17 protein-coding genes and 1 pseudogene are annotated in these 17173 nt (G+C 58.8%); 11 read left to right on the top strand and 7 right to left on the bottom strand.

Translation table 11 applies throughout. The features are described from left to right. Positions 1-543, bottom strand: a complete 543-nt coding sequence (gene hpt, locus ACP0GE_RS03870; RefSeq protein ID WP_424830683.1) for a hypoxanthine phosphoribosyltransferase — start codon at positions 541-543, stop codon at positions 1-3. A 75-nt stretch (positions 544-618) separates the two neighbouring features. Here hpt and ACP0GE_RS03865 point away from each other — a divergent pair, with 75 nt between their 5' ends. Together ACP0GE_RS03865 and ACP0GE_RS03860 are read left to right on the top strand one after the other, a co-directional pair. Then, entirely contained in the window at positions 619-1062 is a 444-nt protein-coding gene (locus tag ACP0GE_RS03865) for a type II toxin-antitoxin system RatA family toxin (RefSeq protein ID WP_424830682.1), read from the top strand. Between the two features lie 38 nt (positions 1063-1100). Continuing rightward, positions 1101-2396, top strand: coding sequence for an MmgE/PrpD family protein (locus ACP0GE_RS03860; protein ID WP_424830681.1), 1296 nt, complete (start codon positions 1101-1103; stop codon positions 2394-2396). Here the strand turns inward: ACP0GE_RS03860 and pyrC are convergent. Continuing rightward, on the bottom strand, positions 2393-3430 hold the full coding sequence (gene pyrC, locus ACP0GE_RS03855) for a dihydroorotase (protein WP_424830680.1): 1038 nt from the start codon (positions 3428-3430) through the stop codon (positions 2393-2395). The genes ACP0GE_RS03860 and pyrC overlap by 4 nt on opposite strands. 136 nt (positions 3431-3566) lie before the next feature. On the opposite strand from pyrC, the gene ACP0GE_RS03850 reads away from it, so the two are divergent. After that, positions 3567-4475 (top strand): AAA family ATPase, encoded by a 909-nt coding sequence (locus ACP0GE_RS03850; RefSeq protein ID WP_424833803.1) that lies wholly within the window; start codon positions 3567-3569, stop codon positions 4473-4475. Between the two features lie 58 nt (positions 4476-4533). Further along, positions 4534-5793 (top strand): vWA domain-containing protein, encoded by a 1260-nt coding sequence (locus tag ACP0GE_RS03845; RefSeq protein ID WP_424830679.1) that lies wholly within the window; start codon positions 4534-4536, stop codon positions 5791-5793. Between the two features lies 1 nt (position 5794). Here the strand turns inward: ACP0GE_RS03845 and ACP0GE_RS03840 are convergent, their stop codons facing one another. After that, a complete protein-coding gene (locus ACP0GE_RS03840; protein ID WP_424830678.1) occupies positions 5795-6295 on the bottom strand; it encodes a hypothetical protein in 501 nt (166 codons plus the stop codon). Between the two features lie 205 nt (positions 6296-6500). On the opposite strand from ACP0GE_RS03840, the gene ACP0GE_RS03835 reads away from it, so the two are divergent. The 5 genes from ACP0GE_RS03835 (at position 6501) to ACP0GE_RS03815 (ending at position 12437) form a co-directional block, all read left to right on the top strand. Next, positions 6501-7469: an XdhC family protein gene (locus ACP0GE_RS03835; protein WP_424830677.1), complete on the top strand. Its 969-nt coding sequence runs from the start codon at positions 6501-6503 to the stop codon at positions 7467-7469. Next, complete coding sequence (locus tag ACP0GE_RS03830; RefSeq protein WP_424830676.1) at positions 7466-8467, top strand: molybdopterin-binding protein; 1002 nt, start codon at positions 7466-7468, stop codon at positions 8465-8467. The genes ACP0GE_RS03835 and ACP0GE_RS03830 overlap by 4 nt, the downstream gene beginning before the upstream one ends. 155 nt (positions 8468-8622) lie before the next feature. Beyond that, on the top strand, positions 8623-9108 hold the full coding sequence (locus ACP0GE_RS03825; RefSeq protein WP_424830675.1) for a (2Fe-2S)-binding protein: 486 nt from the start codon (positions 8623-8625) through the stop codon (positions 9106-9108). A gap of 82 nt (positions 9109-9190) precedes the next feature. After that, on the top strand, positions 9191-11551 hold the full coding sequence (locus tag ACP0GE_RS03820; RefSeq protein WP_424830674.1) for a xanthine dehydrogenase family protein molybdopterin-binding subunit: 2361 nt from the start codon (positions 9191-9193) through the stop codon (positions 11549-11551). Between the two features lie 94 nt (positions 11552-11645). Beyond that, positions 11646-12437 (top strand): FAD binding domain-containing protein, encoded by a 792-nt coding sequence (locus tag ACP0GE_RS03815; RefSeq protein WP_424830673.1) that lies wholly within the window; start codon positions 11646-11648, stop codon positions 12435-12437. A 43-nt stretch (positions 12438-12480) separates the two neighbouring features. On the opposite strand, the gene ACP0GE_RS03810 is transcribed toward ACP0GE_RS03815, so the two are convergent. After that, positions 12481-13380, bottom strand: a complete 900-nt coding sequence (locus ACP0GE_RS03810; protein ID WP_424830672.1) for a MurR/RpiR family transcriptional regulator — start codon at positions 13378-13380, stop codon at positions 12481-12483. Between the two features lie 99 nt (positions 13381-13479). Between ACP0GE_RS03810 and ACP0GE_RS03805 the strand changes: the two genes are divergently transcribed. Both ACP0GE_RS03805 and ACP0GE_RS03800 read left to right on the top strand, forming a co-directional pair. Further along, the gene (locus tag ACP0GE_RS03805; RefSeq protein WP_424830671.1) at positions 13480-14241 is read left to right on the top strand and encodes a 3-keto-5-aminohexanoate cleavage protein; all 762 of its coding nucleotides are present in this window, start codon (positions 13480-13482) and stop codon (positions 14239-14241) included. Beyond that, positions 14238-15560, top strand: a complete 1323-nt coding sequence (locus ACP0GE_RS03800) for an aspartate aminotransferase family protein (RefSeq protein WP_424830670.1) — start codon at positions 14238-14240, stop codon at positions 15558-15560. Before ACP0GE_RS03805 ends, ACP0GE_RS03800 begins: the two co-directional genes overlap by 4 nt. Position 15561: 1 nt before the next feature. Here the strand turns inward: ACP0GE_RS03800 and ACP0GE_RS03795 are convergent, their stop codons facing one another. The 3 genes and pseudogenes from ACP0GE_RS03795 to ACP0GE_RS03785 form a co-directional block, all read right to left on the bottom strand. Further along, positions 15562-16083 (bottom strand): N-acetyltransferase family protein, encoded by a 522-nt coding sequence (locus ACP0GE_RS03795; RefSeq protein ID WP_424830669.1) that lies wholly within the window; start codon positions 16081-16083, stop codon positions 15562-15564. Positions 16084-16172: 89 nt separating this feature from the next. Beyond that, positions 16173-16721: a translation initiation factor IF-3 gene (infC, locus tag ACP0GE_RS03790; RefSeq protein WP_424833802.1), complete on the bottom strand. Its 549-nt coding sequence runs from the start codon at positions 16719-16721 to the stop codon at positions 16173-16175. 158 nt (positions 16722-16879) lie between these two features. Next, a pseudogene (locus ACP0GE_RS03785) lies at positions 16880-17173 on the bottom strand (ferredoxin--NADP reductase); the annotation flags it as partial.

Genomic DNA, 17173 nt, shown 5'->3' with positions numbered 1-17173 from the left:
TTAGTCTTCGACAAATCGCACTTTGCCAATGAAAGGCAGGTTGCGGTTGCGTTGGGCATAGTCGATGCCATAGCCCACGACAAATTCATCCGGAATTTCGAACCCGATCCAGTCCGAGCGGAAATCGACCTCACGCCGACTGGGCTTGTCCAGCAGGGCGATGGATTTCAGGCGGCTGGGCTTGCGGCTTCGCAGCAGCTTGGTGACATGATTCAGGGTGTGACCAGTATCGACGATATCCTCAACAACCAGCACGTCGCGCCCTTCAATTGCGCCTCGCAAGTCTTTGAGAATGCGCACTTCACGACTGCTTTCCATCGAGTCGCCGTAGGACGACGCCTCAAGAAAATCCACCTCGATCGGCAGATCCAGTTCGCGCACCAGATCGGCGATGAAGACAAAGCTGCCGCGCAGCAGCCCGACGACGATCAGCTTGTCGGTACCGCCAAATTCCGCTGTGATGTCACGACATAACTCCTCGATCCGGGCAGCAATGGCCTTGGCCGAGATCATCTCATCTATCACATATGCGCGGTCGCTCATCACTGCCCCCTTGATCTTTCGCGCGCAACATACGAAATCACGCGCCATTGTCACCTGTTAATGCCCCGGTAAACCATGCCCACTCATTCAGAAACCCGTCCGCTGCCTTACACCGCTCAGCAGATGTACGATCTGGTGGCGGATGTGGCGAAGTATCCGGAGTTTCTACCCTGGTGTTCTGCCGCGCGCATTCGCAGGACCTATGAGTTGGGAGACGGACAGGTAATGGAGGCTGATCTGGTGATTTCCTTCAAAGTCTTCCGCGAACGGTTTGGCAGCCGGGTGACGCTGTTTGACGCGCAGAAACGGATCGATACCGAGTATCTGGACGGACCGTTCAAATACATGCGATCCGACTGGCAGTTCGAGGATACCGATACCGGCTGCAACGTCTCGTTCCATGTGGATTTTGAGTTCAAGAATGCCGTATTGCAGGGCATCATTGGTGTTGTATTCAACGAAGCCATGCACCGCATCGTGCGTGCCTTCGAACAGCGGGCCGCAGATCTCTACGGCTGAGCCTTTACGCCCACGCCGCGCGCGCTAGACTGCGCGCTATGGCTGATCTGACCTCTAAACTTGCCGAATTCGCTGCTGGTCCTTTGACGACGACCTTGCAGACAAGGATTGTAACGTCACTGTCTGCTTTGGATTGGATCGCGGTCGGTCGGGCTGGCGCGGACGAACCTGTCTCTCATATCATCCGAGACATGGTTCTATCCGAAGGCGGCGCGGCCCAGGCGCATCTGTTCGGAGGAGAGGAAGCCCCGTTGCGGGCGGCGGCTTTGGTCAACGGCACGATTTCGCATGCGCTGGATTACGACGACACGCATTTCGCCCATATCGGTCACCCCTCCGTCGCCATATTTCCCGCAGCTCTGGCCCTGGCAGAATTCGAAGACCGTCCGATTGTCGACTTGCTTGAGGCCGCATTGGTCGGGATGGAATTGTCGATACGCATCGGTTTGTGGCTGGGACGCGGTCACTATCAGGCAGGGTTTCACCAGACAGCCACGGCAGGGGCCTTTGGGGCTGCAGTGGCGGCGGGGCGGATATTGGGGTTTGACGTCGGGCAGATGCGGGCTGTTTTGGGGCTGGTCGCCACGCGGGCGTCTGGTCAGAAGGCGCAGTTCGGAACGATGGGGAAACCCTATAACGCGGGGCTTGCGGCCTCGAACGGTGTCGAAGCTGCCGTGCTGATCCACAAAGGGTTCCAACCAAATGCAGATGCTATTGAAGGCGAGTTTGGATTTGGGGCCACGCATCTGGGTGCAGATGACCCGACTGCCGCGCTGAAAGGACTGGGCGAAGATTGGCTGTTCGAAAGTGTCAGCCACAAATTTCACGCCTGTTGCCACGGCTTACATGCGGCTCTTGAAGCCGCGCGCGATCTGGATATCGCCGAGCCCGAAGTGGCTGAGATCAAAATGAAAACCCATCCGCGTTGGATGAGCGTCTGTAATCAGCTGGTCCCGACCACCGGTTTGGGGGCCAAATTCTCCTATCGGACCGTGATCGCGATGCAGGCGCTGGGGTATGACACCGCCTTGCCCGACAGCTATTCCGACAAGATTTGCCAAAACTCCAAGCTGAAATCCCTGCGTGATCGGATCACGGTCGAAGCGGACGACAGCCTGTCAGAAACACAGGCACATCTGTCCCTACTGCGCAGGGATGGTGCGCGGCGCGAGGCCCAGCATGATTTGCTGACCCCGATGTCCTTGTCGGATCGTGAGGACCGGGTGCGCGAAAAGGCTTCGAAACTGATCGGAGGCGATGAGGCCGATGCCATCTGGTCCATGCTGCGCACCGGTGGGCGCGCAGCAGATCTGGCTGACAGGTTAAGCGGTTAAACCACGCGCCAGTGCAAGGGAAAACCTGGGTCGAACACTGTGACAGGCCCTTCTTCTGACTCGATCTTGGACGGGTATTCGACCGGCGCGCCTTTTGCCAGCGTAATCGTCTCGTCATTCACCGGCAGGTGATAGAACGTCGGGCCGTTGAGCGAAACAAAACCCTCCAGCTTGTCCAGCGCATGGGCGCGGTCAAACATCTCGGCTACCAAAGACATCGTGTTTGTCGCCGTAAAACACCCGGCGCAACCGCAAGCCATTTCCTTGTTCTCATCCGTATGCGGCGCGCTGTCCGTGCCCAGAAAGAACCGTGCATCGCCCGAGGTCGCTGCCGTCACCAGGGCCAGCCTGTGTTCTTCACGTTTGGCGACCGGCAGGCAGTAGTAATGCGGCCGGATCCCACCGACGAGGATGTGATTGCGGTTGATGATCAGATGATGCGCCGTAATCGTCGCCCCCAGATCCTCGTCATTGGCCCTGACATACTCAACGCCGTTTGACGTGGTGATATGTTCCATCACAACGCGCAGACCTGGCGTGGCTTTCCGGATCGGATCAAGCACCCGGTCAATGAACACCGCCTCGCGATCGAAAATGTCGATCTCTGCATCGGTCACCTCACCATGAACGCAGAGCGGCAGGCCGATCTCGGCCATCTTTTCAAGCACCGGTCGTACCTTGTCGAAATCCCGCACACCGGAATGAGAGTTTGTCGTGGCCCCTGCCGGGTATAGCTTGACCGCCTTGACCAGACCGCTGGCATGGGCCGCAGCCACATCCTCGGCATCCGTATCCTCGGTCAGATACAGCGTCATCAGCGGCTCGAACGTCATATCGCCGGGCAGGGCAGCCATGATGCGGTCGCGGTAGGCAGCCGCCTGATCGCCACGCACCACGGGCGGCACGAGATTTGGCATGATGATTGCACGGGCAAAGTGACGTGCGGTTTCGGGCAGAACGGCCTGCAACATTGCGCCATCGCGCAAGTGCAGATGCCAGTCATCAGGGCGGCGGATCGTGAGCGTATCGGTCATGGTGCCCCCGCTAGCACACGAGGGGTCGGTGGAAAAGACCTTGCCGACCGGGCGGATCGGCGTAAATCCCGGAAAGACCATGGCCTTGACGCGCGCGCCCCGCCATGACCTGTTGTGCCGAGGGAGAGAATTGAACATGACGCAGCCGGATACAATCGACACGGTCCAACAAATGTTGGGCGCTCAGGGTTATATCTGCGGACGTGCTCTGGCGACTGTCGTGTTCTTGTCGCTGCAACTCGGGCGGCCGCTTTTTCTGGAGGGTGAGGCTGGCGTCGGTAAAACCGAAATCGCCAAGGCGCTGGCGGCTGGGCTGAACCGCCGCCTGATCCGGCTGCAATGTTATGAGGGCCTGGATGCGTCCTCGGCTGTCTACGAATGGAATTTCCCCGCCCAGATGGTGGCCATCCGCACCGCCGAAGCCGCTGGCGGTGCCGACCGTGGCGCGCTTCAGGCCGAGCTGTTCTCGGACGACTACCTGATCGAACGTCCGCTCTTGCAGGCGATGCGCCCGGACGAAAACGGCGCGCCTGTGTTGCTGATCGACGAGCTTGACCGCACAGATGAACCGTTCGAGGCGTTCCTGCTGGAAGCACTCAGCGATTTTCAGGTCACCATCCCGGAACTCGGTACCATCAAGGCCCCGGAACCGCCCATTGTCATCGTCACCTCGAACCGCACGCGCGAGGTGCATGATGCCTTGAAACGCCGGTGCCTCTATCATTGGGTCGACTATCCCGATTTTGACCGTGAAATCGAAATCCTGCATGCCCGAGCCCCGGAAGCCGCCGAAGCGCTCAGCCGTGAGGTTGTTGCCTTTGTTCAGCGCTTGCGCACCGAGGATCTGTTTAAGAAACCGGGTGTGGCCGAAACCATCGACTGGGCCAAATGCCTTCTGGCGCTCGACGTGATCAACCTCAGCCCCGAGGTAATCGGAGACACTTTAGGCGCGATCCTGAAATACCAGGACGACATCCAGAAACTGCAGGGGTCCGAGGCCAAGCGAATTCTGGACGAAGCCAAAGCCACCCTCGAACCCGCCTGATGCTTCATCTTTTCCCAAATACTCCGGGGGTATGGGGGCAGCGCCCCCATGAACGCTGATGGCAGAAGAACTTCCCCTCGACATCCCCGACAATCCCAAACTGGCGCAGAACATCACCCATTTTGCGCGAGCGCTGCGTAAGGCGGGTCTGCCGATTGGAACGGGGCGCGTTGTCGATGCGATCCGGGCAGTGCAGACCGCCGGGTTCACTGAGAAACGGGATTTTTACTGGACCCTGCACGCCTGCTTTGTGAACCGTCCGGAACACCGCACCGTGTTCGCGCAGGTCTTTCGCATGTATTGGCGCGATCCACGTTATATGGAGCATATGATGGCCATGATGCTGCCCGCCATTCGTGGCGTGCAGGAAGAACGCAAAGCGGATGCTGCTGAAAAACGCGCTGCCGAGGCGCTGTTGGACGGTTTCGAGCAGGACGGGCCGCAAACCACCTCGGCGCAAGAAGACGAAACCCAGATTGAGATAGACGCAACCCAAACCGCATCCTCTGACGAGCGGCTGCGCAATCTGGATTTTGAACAGATGAGCACCGCTGAAATGGCGCAGGCCAAACGCGTGCTGGCGCGCCTGACTCTACCGGTCAAACCCATCGAATCCCGCCGGGGACAGTCCAGCCATCTGGGGCAGCGGCTTGATCGGGCCCGCACCTTACGGTCTGCCATGCGCCAGGGGGGCGAGTTGCGCGATATCGCCCGCCTAAAGCCTAAACTACGCTGGCCAAATCTGGTCGCCCTCTGCGATATCTCTGGCTCGATGAGCCAATATAGCCGCGTGATCCTGCATTTTCTGCACACAGTTTCGAATGCCAAAGGGGCGGGCTGGGCCAGGGTTCATGCCTTCACCTTCGGCACGCGATTGACCAATATCACCCGCCACCTGCATCAACGGGACGTGGACGCGGCCCTTGCTGCTGCTGGGTCCGAAGCACAGGATTGGGAAGGCGGCACCCGCATCGGGGATTGCTTGCATCAGTTCAACCGCGACTGGTCGCGGCGCGTCATGGGGCAGGGCGCTGTGGTGCTTCTGATCACCGATGGACTGGAACGCGGCGATCCGGATTTGTTGGGCAAAGAGATCGAGCGCCTGCACTTGTCGTCCCGCCGCCTGATCTGGCTGAACCCGCTATTGCGTTGGGACGGCTTCGCACCCAAGGCGCAGGGCGTGGTCACCATGCTGCCGCATGTTGACAGCTTTCGCGCCGGGCACTCGATTGCCTCGCTCGAGGATCTGGCCGCCGTGATCTCAAAACCCGACGACCAGGGGCAGAAAGCACGGCTGATGGCCGCGCTTTCCAGTTAGATCAGGAAACCTGTTCTTCGTTGCACTTCCGGGCCATCTCCATGGCCTTGTAAGTTCCGGTCAGGTCCACGGTGAAGGCGAACTCTTTCTCAGGGAACACCACCATGACCTTTTGTTTGGCCAGGTCTTCGGCAAATTGCGGATCGTCGGACAGGACATAGCCACCGGAATAGCCCTTGGTGATGTTGCCCTTCATCCCAGTGGCTTCGCCGACATAGATGTTATCGCCCAGCAGGATGGCGACGCCCTCGGTTTCACCGCGTTTGATATTTGTTTCGGCCTTGGTGAAGACACCCACATAGCCAACGCCGCGATCCTCGGTCAGGCCCATTTGGACCACGTTTTCCGAGTCGTCGACCGCCTCGATCAAGCAGGATTTCTTGTCCTGATCGATAAAGACTTTCCAGCCTTCAACTTCCCCATATCTTAGAAATGTATCAGCCCAGCCTGCGGTTGCGGCCATCAGGCCAACCGCAGCTCCCAGTGTAAGAATGCGTTTCAACTCTTTGTCTCCGCTTTGAAATGTAAAGGGGTTCGCCGGGCCTGCGCCCGACTCAAGGGCACGCTAGAACCTGAGCTGATGAGATTCAACAGAATGTGAATATGATCGCGAAATCGGCTTTTTAGCGCCGGAAAACACTTAAGCCCGCGGCTTTTCATTGCGGCAAACCTGCCTATGTTGGGGCGGGAACAGGCCGGAGGTCTCAATGGAACGATTCGACAGCAGTCCGGAAACCGCCCTGAACTGGTACCGCGCTGGCAAAGGCGCAGCCTTGGCAACGGTCGTAGAGACGTGGGGCAGTGCGCCTCGTCGCGTCGGATCGCAGTTGGTGATCGGCGGGGACGGGCGGATTGAAGGTTCGGTGTCGGGCGGGTGCGTCGAAGGTGCTGTGATCGTTGAGGCGCTGGAAGCCATAGACGAAGGCGAAGCACGCTTACTTGAATTCGGGGTCAGTGATGACGACGCCTTTGCCGTCGGTTTGGCTTGTGGCGGCACCATACGGGTTTTGGTCGAACCTATCGGCTCGGTTCTGCCCGAGGCGATTTTGGCGGAATTGGTCGCTGCACGTGCCCGGCGCGAAGCACTTGCCTATGAGGTCAACGTTGAAACCGGTCATCGTGCGCTGCGCCGCAATGCCTATGCGGATCGCCTAAAGATGGACAGGTCCGGTTTCGAGGCGGATGGGCAGACGTTTGTCGCCGTGCACAATCCGCCGCTGCGGTTGATCGTGGTGGGGGCGGTTCATATCGCGCAGGCGCTGATCCCGATGGCGCGCATTGCAGGTTACGACTCGGCCATCATCGATCCGCGTGAGACATTTGCTTCAAGTGCCCGTTTCCCCGGCGAAAAGATACTCAATGACTGGCCCGATGAGGCGGTGACCAAACTGGGCCTGGACGCCCGGACGGCGCTTGTGCTGCTGACTCATGACCCGAAGCTCGATGATCCGGCCCTGCAAGCAGCCTTGCGATCCGGAGTGTTCTATATCGGTGCTCTGGGATCGACCCGCACCCATGCCAAACGGGTTGAACGCATGACGCAAGCTGGTTTCAGCCCAGCTCAGATCGCCCAAATTCACGGACCAATCGGTTTGGACATCGGGGCAGCGGACCCGGCCGAGATTGCGGTTTCTATTCTGGCACAGATGACCGCCGTCCTCAGGGGTAAGGCGTGAAGTTTGGATCTGTCCCATTGCCACAGGCCGAAGGCGCGATCCTGGCCCATTCCGTTCAGGTCGGAGACCGCAAGCTGCGCAAGGGAATTACCCTGACCGTCGAACATGTCGATGCGCTGGCGCAAGCAGGTGAAATCGAGGTCACAGTTGCGCGGCTGGAGCCAGGCGATTGCCATGAAAACGAGGCCGCCCAACGGCTGGCGGACTCTCTTGTGCCAGATCCGGCGCGTGCAAATCTGCGGATAACCGATGCGTTTACAGGTCGGGTCAACCTTTTGGCCGATGGCCCCGGGGTTGCGGTTCTGGATATTGATGCGTTGCGGCAGTTCAATCTGGTCAACCCGATGATCACTATCGCAACGGTGCCTCAGTACCAGCAGATGAGCGTTGGGGGGATGGTGGCGACGATCAAGGTCATCTCCTATGCGGTTCCCGGCGCGGATGTGATGCACGCAGCGCGCTTGGCGAAAGGGGCGGTTCGTCTGGCGGCTCCGGCGCGTCAAACGGCGGGTTTGATTGTGACGGAAATCCCGGGCGGCCCCGGACATGACAAGGGCATCGCCGCCATCCGCGCACGTGTTGAAGCGCTGGGAATGACGCTGGCCGATACAAAGATCGTGCCTCACAAGTTGGACGCGCTTGCGGCTGCTTTGACCGAAATTAACGGAGAGGTCACTATGATCCTGACCGGCTCTGCAACCTCCGACGAAAACGATGTCGCGCCAAGCGCCGTGCGCGCCGCCGGAGGGGTGGTGGACCGGTTCGGCATGCCCGTAGATCCCGGCAACCTTCTGTTTCTCGGGGCGTTGAAGGGACGACCGGTTATCGGGTTGCCCGGCTGCGCGCGGTCTCCGGCGTTGAATGGGGCCGATTGGGTTTTGTCCCGCGTCGTCTGTGGGGTTGAGACCACGGCAGATGATATCGCGGCCATGGGTGTTGGTGGATTGCTAAAAGAGATTCCGACCAGACCACAGCCGCGAGCCGGTCGAAGAAAGTGACGTAACGGTACTTTTGCCCTTTTGTCCGGGCGCCTCACCTTCAAAAGGTTGAGCACGAAAACTGCGGAAAAACCGGGGGAAAATTTTTGTTCTCAAACGAAAATTCCCGTGTTTAACTCGGTTGCAAGGGAGAAATACAAAATTGGGAGGATCTTATGACACAGGTCTCAATGACTGTGAACGGACAATCCGTGAGCGGTGATGTCGAGGGCCGGACCTTGCTGTCCAGCTTTCTGCGCGATCACCTGTCACTGACCGGGACGCATGTTGGCTGTGACACCGCGCAATGCGGTGCCTGCGTCGTTCATGTGAATGGTGAGGCGGTCAAATCCTGCAACATGCTGGCGCTGGAGGCCGATGGTGCGGATGTGGGCACCATCGAGGGGCAGGCCAATGCCGATGGTTCACTGAACGTAATTCAACAGGCGTTTCAGGATCACCATGGCCTGCAATGCGGCTTCTGCACACCGGGTATGGTGATGAGCGCGGCTGCGCTGCTCAAGGACAATCCACGCCCGACCGAGGCGGAGATCCGCAAATATCTCGAAGGCAATCTGTGCCGCTGCACAGGCTACCACAACATCGTGAAGGCGATCATGGCCGCATCGGGTCAGGACGCCAGCAGCATCGCTGCCGAATGATGCCACTGCGGGCGTAAGAGGAGAGACGCCCGTGGGATGACATAGGGTGCATCAGCATCCGTTTAAGGGAGGAGAACAAGCAATGCCCAAAGACAGTGGCATCGGAGCCAGTTCCAAACGGCGCGAGGACGTGCGCTTTCTGACCGGAGCGGGGAATTACACCGACGACATCAACGTACATGGCCAGGCCTATGTACATTTTTTACGGTCCGACATCGCGCATGGGCGGATCAAATCCGTGGACACCTCGGCAGCCGAGGGCATGCCGGGTGTGGTCAAGGTTTTCACCGGCAAGGATTTCGAAGGCGTGGGCGGTATCCCCTGCGGCTGGGAAGTGACGGATCGGCATGGCGCACCTATGCAGGAACCGGCGCACCCCATTTTGGCGCAGGGCAAAGTGCGACATGTAGGCGATCCCATAGCTGCCGTTGTGGCCGACAGTCTAGAGCAAGCGCGTGACGCGGCAGAGGCAATCGATGTGGACATCGAGGAACTGCCAGCCGTCATCGACATGAAGGCCGCTGCGCAGGAAGGCGCCACGCTGGTCCATGACGATCTGAAGAACAACATCTGTTACGACTGGCATCTGGGTGAGGCGGATAACGACAAGGTCAATGAGGTCTTTGCCAATGCGGCCCATGTGACGACGCTCGATCTGGTCAACAACCGTCTGGTTGCCAACCCGATGGAACCACGCGTGGCGGTGGCCGAATATAAACGGGGTACGGATGAGTATACGCTCTACACCACCTCGCAGAACCCGCATGTGATCCGGTTGCTGATGTGCGCCTTTGTTCTGGGCCTGCCCGAGCATAAGGTCCGTGTGGTAGCCCCGGATGTGGGCGGCGGCTTTGGCACCAAAATTTTCCACTACGCGGAAGAGGCCTTCTGCACCTTTGCTGCGAAGGCCTGCGGTCGTCCGGTCAAATGGTCCTCCAGCCGGTCTGAGGCGTTCATGTCGGACGCGCATGGCCGTGACCATGTCAGCACGATTGAGCTGGCGCTGGATGCAGACAACAACTTTGTCGGTCTGCGCACAAACACCTACGCCAATCTGGGGGCCTATTTGTCGACCTTCTCTAGCTCGGTTCCGACCTGGCTGCACGGCACGCTTATGGCGGGCAACTACAAGACGCCGGTCATTCAGGTGAACGTAAAGGCGATGTTCACCAACACCGTTCCTGTGGACGCCTATCGTGGCGCGGGCCGCCCCGAGGCGACGTTCCAATTGGAACGGGTGGTGGACAAGGCTGCGCGTGAGTTGGGCGTTGATCCGATTGCTCTGCGTCGTCAGAACTTTGTCACTCAGTTCCCCTATGACACGCCGGTGGCGCTGACCTATGACACCGGGGATTACAACGGGACGATGGACAAGCTGGAGGCAGCCGCCGACCTGTCGGGCTTTGCTGCGCGTCGGTCTGCCAGTGAGGCCAACGGCAAGCTGCGTGGTCTGGGCATCAACTGCTATATCGAGGCCTGCGGTATTGCACCGTCGAACATCGTTGGGATGCTTGGGGCCCGCGCGGGCCTGTACGATGCAGCCACGGTGCGGGTGAATGCCACCGGCTCGATCAGCGTCATGGTTGGTGCGCATAGCCACGGGCAGGGGCATGAGACGGCCTTCCCGCAGGTTGTGGCCGACATGATCGGGATTGATGAATCGATGGTTGAGATCGTGCATGGCGACACCTCGAAGATTCCGTTTGGTATGGGCACCTATGGCTCGCGCTCGCTGGCGGTCTGTGGCTCGGCCATGGTCAAGGCGACTGAGAAGGTAATCGAGAAGGCCAAGAAGATCGCGGCCCACCTGCTGGAAGCGTCCGAGGCCGATATCGAGCTGAAGGACGGTCAGTTCAGCGTGGCAGGGACCGACAAGTCGGTGGCCTGGGGCGATGTGACCTTGACGGCCTATGTTCCGCATAACTATCCGCTGGAAGTTGAGCCCGGACTAGAGGAGACCGCGTTTTACGATCCGGCCAACTTCACTTTCCCGGCGGGGGCCTATGCCTGTGAGGTCGAGGTCGACCCAGAGACCGGTCAGGTTTCGATTGCACGATTCACGGCAGCGGATGATTTCGGCAATATCGTCAACCCGATGATCGTGGATGGCCAGGTCCATGGCGGTATCGGTCAGGGCATCGGTCAGGCTCTGCTGGAGAACTGCGCCTACGATGAGAACGGTCAGCTGTTGAGCGCGTCCTATATGGATTACGCCATGCCGCGTGCGGATGACGTGCCGTTCTACGCGGTCGACCATTCCAGTCAGACACCTTGCACCCATAATCCGTTGGGAGTGAAGGGCTGTGGTGAAGCCGGGGCCATTGGCTCGCCACCGGCAGTGGTCAATGCAGTTTTGGATGCGTTGAACTCGGGTGGCAAGGCGGTGGATCACATCGACATGCCGGTGAGCCCGTCGCGCGTTTGGGCGGCGATGAACAGCTGAGAGGTTGGGGTGCGAGGGGCCAGCCCCTCGCGCTCCCCGGGATATTTATAGCCAGATGAAGAACGGATCCGCGTTCTTCGGAAAGGAAAACGAAATGTACAGTTTCGAGTTTGAGAAGCCCTCGACCATCGCCGATGCGGTTGCCGCATTGGGAAGCGAGGATGCGCAGGCGCTGGGAGGCGGGCAGACACTGATCCCGACTTTGAAACAGCGGCTGGCGGCGCCGTCAAAGCTGGTGTCGGTAAGTGGGATCGCCGAGATGAAAGGCGTGTGTGTCGAAGACGATGGCTCGATCGCCATTGGCGGGGCCACGACCCATGCGGAGGTGTCGCGCGAAGCGGCGGGCAGCTACCCGGCACTAGCGGCGCTGGCGGGACAGATCGGGGACCCGGCGGTGCGCAATCGCGGGACCATCGGCGGATCGATTGCGAATAACGATCCGGCGGCCTGTTACCCGGCAGGTGTGCTTGGGTCTGGCGCAACGATTGTCACCAATTCGCGCCAGATTGCGGCGGATGACTTTTTTCAGGGCATGTTCACCACCGCTTTGGCAGAAGGTGAGATCATTACCTCGGTGCGTTTTCCGGTGCCGCAGGCTGCGAGCTATCAAAAGTTTCTGCAGCCGGCGTCTCGGTTTGCATTGGTCGGGGCCTATGTGGCGCGATTTGCCGGCGGTGTGCGCGTGGCCGTGACCGGAGCCAGTGAAGATGGCGTGTTCCGGTGGGCGGAAGCCGAACAGGCGCTGAACACGGCTTTCCGCCCGGATGCACTGATGGATCTGAGAGTCAATCCGATGAATATGATTGCCGATCTACACGGCAGCAAAGACTATCGCGCGCATCTTGTGGGGGTCATGACCCGACGGGCGGTTGCAGCCTGTATGTAGGCAAGTTTAGTTGGAGAAGGCCGAGGGGATATCCCGGCCGTTTTCATGTTTTGCGGAGCTTTGGAAGACCCGAAGGTCGCCAATAGGCACCGGTGTCTTCACGCGCTTTTTGGTAGTGGTCGACGCGTTGTCGCGCGGCTTCACCTCCGGCTTCAAACAGGTGTCCGAGAAGGCATTCGAGGACGGCCATCGCGCCAGAAAAACTGGAGAACTGGTGCATGGCGCGTGTGCTGGCGAGAAGGGTGACGTCTGGCTCGACCCCCGGCGCAATCACGTTGCTGTCGGACAAGAGAACAATCCGCATGCCCCGCTTGCGAGCAAAGCGCATCGAGCGAATGGTGTCGGCGGAATAAGGTTGGACGGTAATCGCGAACAGGCAATCGGTGGGTTCGGCATCGATCAAGTCGTCAATGGCTGATCCCATGTGGCGCGGCACAAGATGAAAACCGGGATGCGCCATGCGACCTGCGTAGTGGAAATAATAAGCCAGTGCAAAGCTTGCACGGGTGGCTGTGACAAAGCATCGTTTTGCCTCGGTCATATGCTGGACGGCCTGTTTGGCCTTTTGCGGCTCCATCAACCGGAGCGAGCGTGAGACGACATTCAGCTCATTCTGAACAAACCCGGCCTGGGTTGCGCTGAAGGTGTCCGCATCGGCCATGCGGCTTATCCAATCCTGTCCCAGGCGATCCTCACGATCGGTTACAAGTGTTTGGCGAAAAGGGCGGCGGAACGCCTCAAAACTGTCAAATCCCATGCGTTGCGCCAATCGGACCAGAACGTTGGAGCTGACGCCGATGCGATCTGCCGTGGTTCGGATCGGGTCCAGGCCGAAATCTCCGGGATTGTCGATAATATATTTGGCAGCGGATTGCATCTGTGCGGGCAGGCCGTCAATCTCGTGCCGAAGGCGATTGACCAGGTGAGAGGTTGAATGTTCCATTCCAGAATAAAAACATATGTTTTTATGTTTTGAAATTGAAAACAAGAACGCTGTTGGTAGATCGACGAACATCAGAAAGGTGATGAGGCATCATTCATAATGAAAATCAACGCTGATCTGCCATATGTACTTGTTGCCCCGAACGGTGCGCGACGGGGGCGTGTCGATCATAGGGCGCTGCCGGTTTCGACAGCGGAAATCGTTGACACGGCGCGGGCCTGTCACGTCGCCGGAGCGAACGGATTGCACCTGCATATTCGCAACGCAGAGGGGCGGCATACGTTGGATGCCGGGCAGTACCGCGAAACCGTGAATGAGGTGCAGCGTGCCGCCCCGCGGATGGACATTCAGATCACGACTGAAGCTGTTGGTATTTATGACGTTTCTGCGCAGTACAAGTGCTTGCTGGACGTGCAGCCGGCCTGGGCCTCGATATCTGTTCGAGAGATCGCGCGGGACATTGAGCTGGCACCCCGGGTTTATGCGTTGTGTGCGGATCAGGGGACGCGCGTGCAGCACATCTTATACGATGCAGCGGATGCAGAGTTGCTGAAGTATTGGCAGGATGAGGGCATCGTGCGTTCAGAGCAGGTGGACCAATTGCTGGTGTTGGGGCGGTACTCTGAGAACCAACGGTCGGTGCCCGAAGATCTGGACGCTTTTCCTGCCCCCGCCTCACCCTGGATGGTCTGTGCCTTTGGTGCGCAGGAGCATGCCTGTTTGGCCGAAGCTGCCGCGCGCGGTGGCGATGTGCGGGTGGGGTTCGAAAACAGTTTGTCTGGGTCGGACGGAACGCATTGGGCGGATAACGCGGCTTCGGTCGCGGCGCTGGTGGATTTATTGAAGAGGGATTTGAAATGAGTCATGTATTTCCACGTCACACCAAATCTGTCCTGCCGGTGGCTGCTGGTGGAGAGGGGTGCTATCTGATTGACGCACAAGGTAAGCGCTATCTAGATTGTGGTGATGCGGCTGTGTCTTGCTTGGGTCATTCAAACCCCGCGGTGATCAAGGCCGTGCAAGAACAGGTCGAACAGATCGCCTTTGCGCATACCGGCTTCATGACCTCGGAACCGGCCGAGGCGTTGGCCGATCTTTTGATCGAGCATGCGCCGGGTGACCTGGATCGGGTTTATTTTGTATCCGGCGGGTCCGAGGCGACCGAGGCCGCGATCAAGCTGGCGCGGCAGTATTATCTTGAGATCGGACAGCCAGAGCGTCGGCATGTAATCGCGCGCAGGCAGAGCTATCACGGCAACACGCTGGGCGCATTGTCCGCCGGTGGAAACGCCTGGAGACGGGCCCAGTTTGCACCGATGCTGATCGAGATGACCCATATCTCGCCCTGCTATGAATACGCCGAAAAGCCGGACGGCGAGAGCAGCTTTGACTATGGGCAGCGCGTTGCCAACGAGTTGGAAGCCGAAATCCAGAGGCTTGGTCCTGAAACGGTGATGGCCTTCATGGCCGAGCCGGTGGTGGGCGCAACCCTTGGCGCTGTTCCGGCGGTCGAGGGTTATTACAAGCGCATCCGCGAGATATGCGATCAATATGGCGTGCTGTTGATCCTGGATGAAGTGATGTGCGGTATGGGGCGGACGGGCCATTTGTTTGCCTGTAATCATGACGGCGTGGCGCCCGATATTCTGTGTATCGCCAAAGGGTTGGGGGCAGGGTATCAGCCAATTGGTGCGATGTTGTGCACAGGCCGGATTTATGACGCGATCCGTGATGGATCGGGCTTCTTTCAGCATGGGCACACCTATATCGGTCACCCCGTCGCGACGGCTGCCGCCCTGGCCGTTGTTCGCGAGTTGATCGAACGGAACTTACCGGCCCGCGCGGGTGTGATGGGGGGCCGGTTGCAATCCGCGCTTGAGGCTGCGTTTGGTCAGCATCCGAATGTCGGTGATATTCGCGGGCGGGGGCTGTTCCGCGGTATCGAGTTGGTGGCCGACCGGGACAACAAGACTCCGTTTGATCCTGCGATGAGTGTAGCGGGTAAAATCAAAAAGGCGGCAATGTCCGAAGGGCTGATTTGCTATCCTATGTCAGGAACGCGGGATGGAAAGAACGGTGATCACATTCTGCTGGCACCTCCCTTTATCCTTGAGGAGGAGCAGATTGGTGAACTGGTGGATAAGCTGGGCAAGGCGATTTCGGCTGCGATATCGAAATGACTTACACCGCGTTTGCAGCCCTCGGATCGCGTAAGAAAACGGTGTTGGGATAGGCCTGGTCGCCAAGCCGAAAGGCCGTTTCGCCAACTTCGATAAATCCCTGCATGAGATAGAATCGGATGGCTGGGGTGTTGTTGGAATTTGTCGCCAGCCAAACCGGACTTGTGCAGGTCTCCAAAGCTTTGCTCAGTAGTATCCGGCCGATGCCTTTGCGGTGCATAGCCGGGCGGACATAGAGCTTTTCGACCTCGGTGTCGCAGGAAATTCCGTTGGGGGCCGGGCGGTCGCCCGAGATCTGAGCGAACCCCGCGATCCCGTCTTCTACTTCAGCGACGACTAAGCGGGACTGGCCCCTTTGGATCGTGCCCGCAAAACGTTCAGGCGTAAAATCGGAAAGAACGTATTGCGCAAAAGCATCGTTGATGGCTTGCTTGAGATAGGTGCCCAGCCAGACCTCAATGCTCAACGCGGCCAGGATGGTGGCATCATTCGGCGTCGCTGGGCGGATGCTCACGCTGGTCATGGCGCAGAATGTGCTTCCAGGAAAGAGCCAACAAAAATGCCCCGCCGATCTGGTCCGACGGGGCTGTTATTCGGGGTTGCCAACCGGAGTTACTTCTGCGGAAGGGGGCCGATCATCATGATCATCTGACGGCCTTCCATCTTCGGCATATTCTCGACCTTGCCGATTTCCTTGATGTCCTCGGCGACGCGCTCCAGCAACTCGCGGCCGAGATTCTGGTGCGCCATCTCACGGCCACGGAAGCGCAGCGTCACTTTGACCTTGTCGCCGTTTTCCAGAAACTTGACCACGTTCCGCATTTTGACGTCGTAGTCATGGGTGTCGGTGTTGGGCCGGAATTTGACCTCTTTCACCTCGATGACCTTTTGTTTCTTGCGGGCTTCGCTTTCGCGTTTCTGCTGTTCGTACTTGAACTTGCCAAAATCCATGATCTTGCAGACCGGCGGGTTCGCGTTGGGCGAAATCTCGACCAGGTCCAGGCCGGCATCGGCTGCAAGTTGCATGGCTTTGGCAGGATGAACCACCCCGACATTTTCACCTTCAGCGCCGATAAGGCGAATTTCGGGGGCACGTATCTTGTCATTGACGCGCGGGCCGGTATCCCTTTGTGGCGGCGCGTTGTGAGGTCTGCGGGCTATGGGTTCATTCCTTTGATGGTTGAAGAATTTCGAGCCCGGAATTTAGACCGCCCCGCACGGTGTTTCAAGCGGCATAAGTGGTGGCACGCACGAAAATCGCAGGTTTTATCGGCGGTTTTGGGTGACCGGGCCGTATATGGCCCGGCCGAAAATCCAGATCAGCCGACAAAGGCCTTTTCGATAACGAATTCCTTGGGCTCGGAGTTTGCGCCTTCGCGCAGGCCAAATTCTTCAAGGATCGCTTTGATATCAAGGTTGAATGCCAGAGAACCGCAGACCATCGCACGGTCGGTGTCAGGCTTGATGCCACCTTCGATACCCAGATCGGCAAATACGGTGCCATCTTTCAGCAGGTTGGTGATACGGCCCATTTTAGGGCTCTCTTCCCGCGTAGTGGTTGGGTAATAGCGAATCTTGTCGGCAAAACCCTCGCCAATCAGTTCGGCCAGCAA

The organism is Ruegeria sp., from assembly GCF_965243365.1.
GTDB lineage: Bacteria > Pseudomonadota > Alphaproteobacteria > Rhodobacterales > Rhodobacteraceae > Ruegeria.
Note: the sequence above shows the minus strand (reverse complement) of the source record. Positions and strands in the feature narration are given on the sequence as shown.

Bases quoted from the DNA above. Each gene is read 5' to 3' on its own strand.
- hpt (WP_424830683.1), bottom strand. From the start codon at position 543: ATGAGCGACCGCGCATATGTGATAGATGAGATGATCTCGGCCAAGGCC.
- ACP0GE_RS03865 (WP_424830682.1), top strand. From the start codon at position 619: ATGCCCACTCATTCAGAAACCCGTCCGCTGCCTTACACCGCTCAGCAG.
- ACP0GE_RS03860 (WP_424830681.1), top strand. From the start codon at position 1,101: ATGGCTGATCTGACCTCTAAACTTGCCGAATTCGCTGCTGGTCCTTTG.
- pyrC (WP_424830680.1), bottom strand. From the start codon at position 3,430: ATGACCGATACGCTCACGATCCGCCGCCCTGATGACTGGCATCTGCAC.
- ACP0GE_RS03850 (WP_424833803.1), top strand. From the start codon at position 3,567: ATGACGCAGCCGGATACAATCGACACGGTCCAACAAATGTTGGGCGCT.
- ACP0GE_RS03845 (WP_424830679.1), top strand. From the start codon at position 4,534: ATGGCAGAAGAACTTCCCCTCGACATCCCCGACAATCCCAAACTGGCG.
- ACP0GE_RS03835 (WP_424830677.1), top strand. From the start codon at position 6,501: ATGGAACGATTCGACAGCAGTCCGGAAACCGCCCTGAACTGGTACCGC.
- ACP0GE_RS03825 (WP_424830675.1), top strand. From the start codon at position 8,623: ATGACACAGGTCTCAATGACTGTGAACGGACAATCCGTGAGCGGTGAT.
- ACP0GE_RS03820 (WP_424830674.1), top strand. From the start codon at position 9,191: ATGCCCAAAGACAGTGGCATCGGAGCCAGTTCCAAACGGCGCGAGGAC.
- ACP0GE_RS03815 (WP_424830673.1), top strand. From the start codon at position 11,646: ATGTACAGTTTCGAGTTTGAGAAGCCCTCGACCATCGCCGATGCGGTT.
- ACP0GE_RS03810 (WP_424830672.1), bottom strand. From the start codon at position 13,380: ATGGAACATTCAACCTCTCACCTGGTCAATCGCCTTCGGCACGAGATT.
- ACP0GE_RS03805 (WP_424830671.1), top strand. From the start codon at position 13,480: ATGAAAATCAACGCTGATCTGCCATATGTACTTGTTGCCCCGAACGGT.
- ACP0GE_RS03800 (WP_424830670.1), top strand. From the start codon at position 14,238: ATGAGTCATGTATTTCCACGTCACACCAAATCTGTCCTGCCGGTGGCT.
- ACP0GE_RS03795 (WP_424830669.1), bottom strand. From the start codon at position 16,083: ATGACCAGCGTGAGCATCCGCCCAGCGACGCCGAATGATGCCACCATC.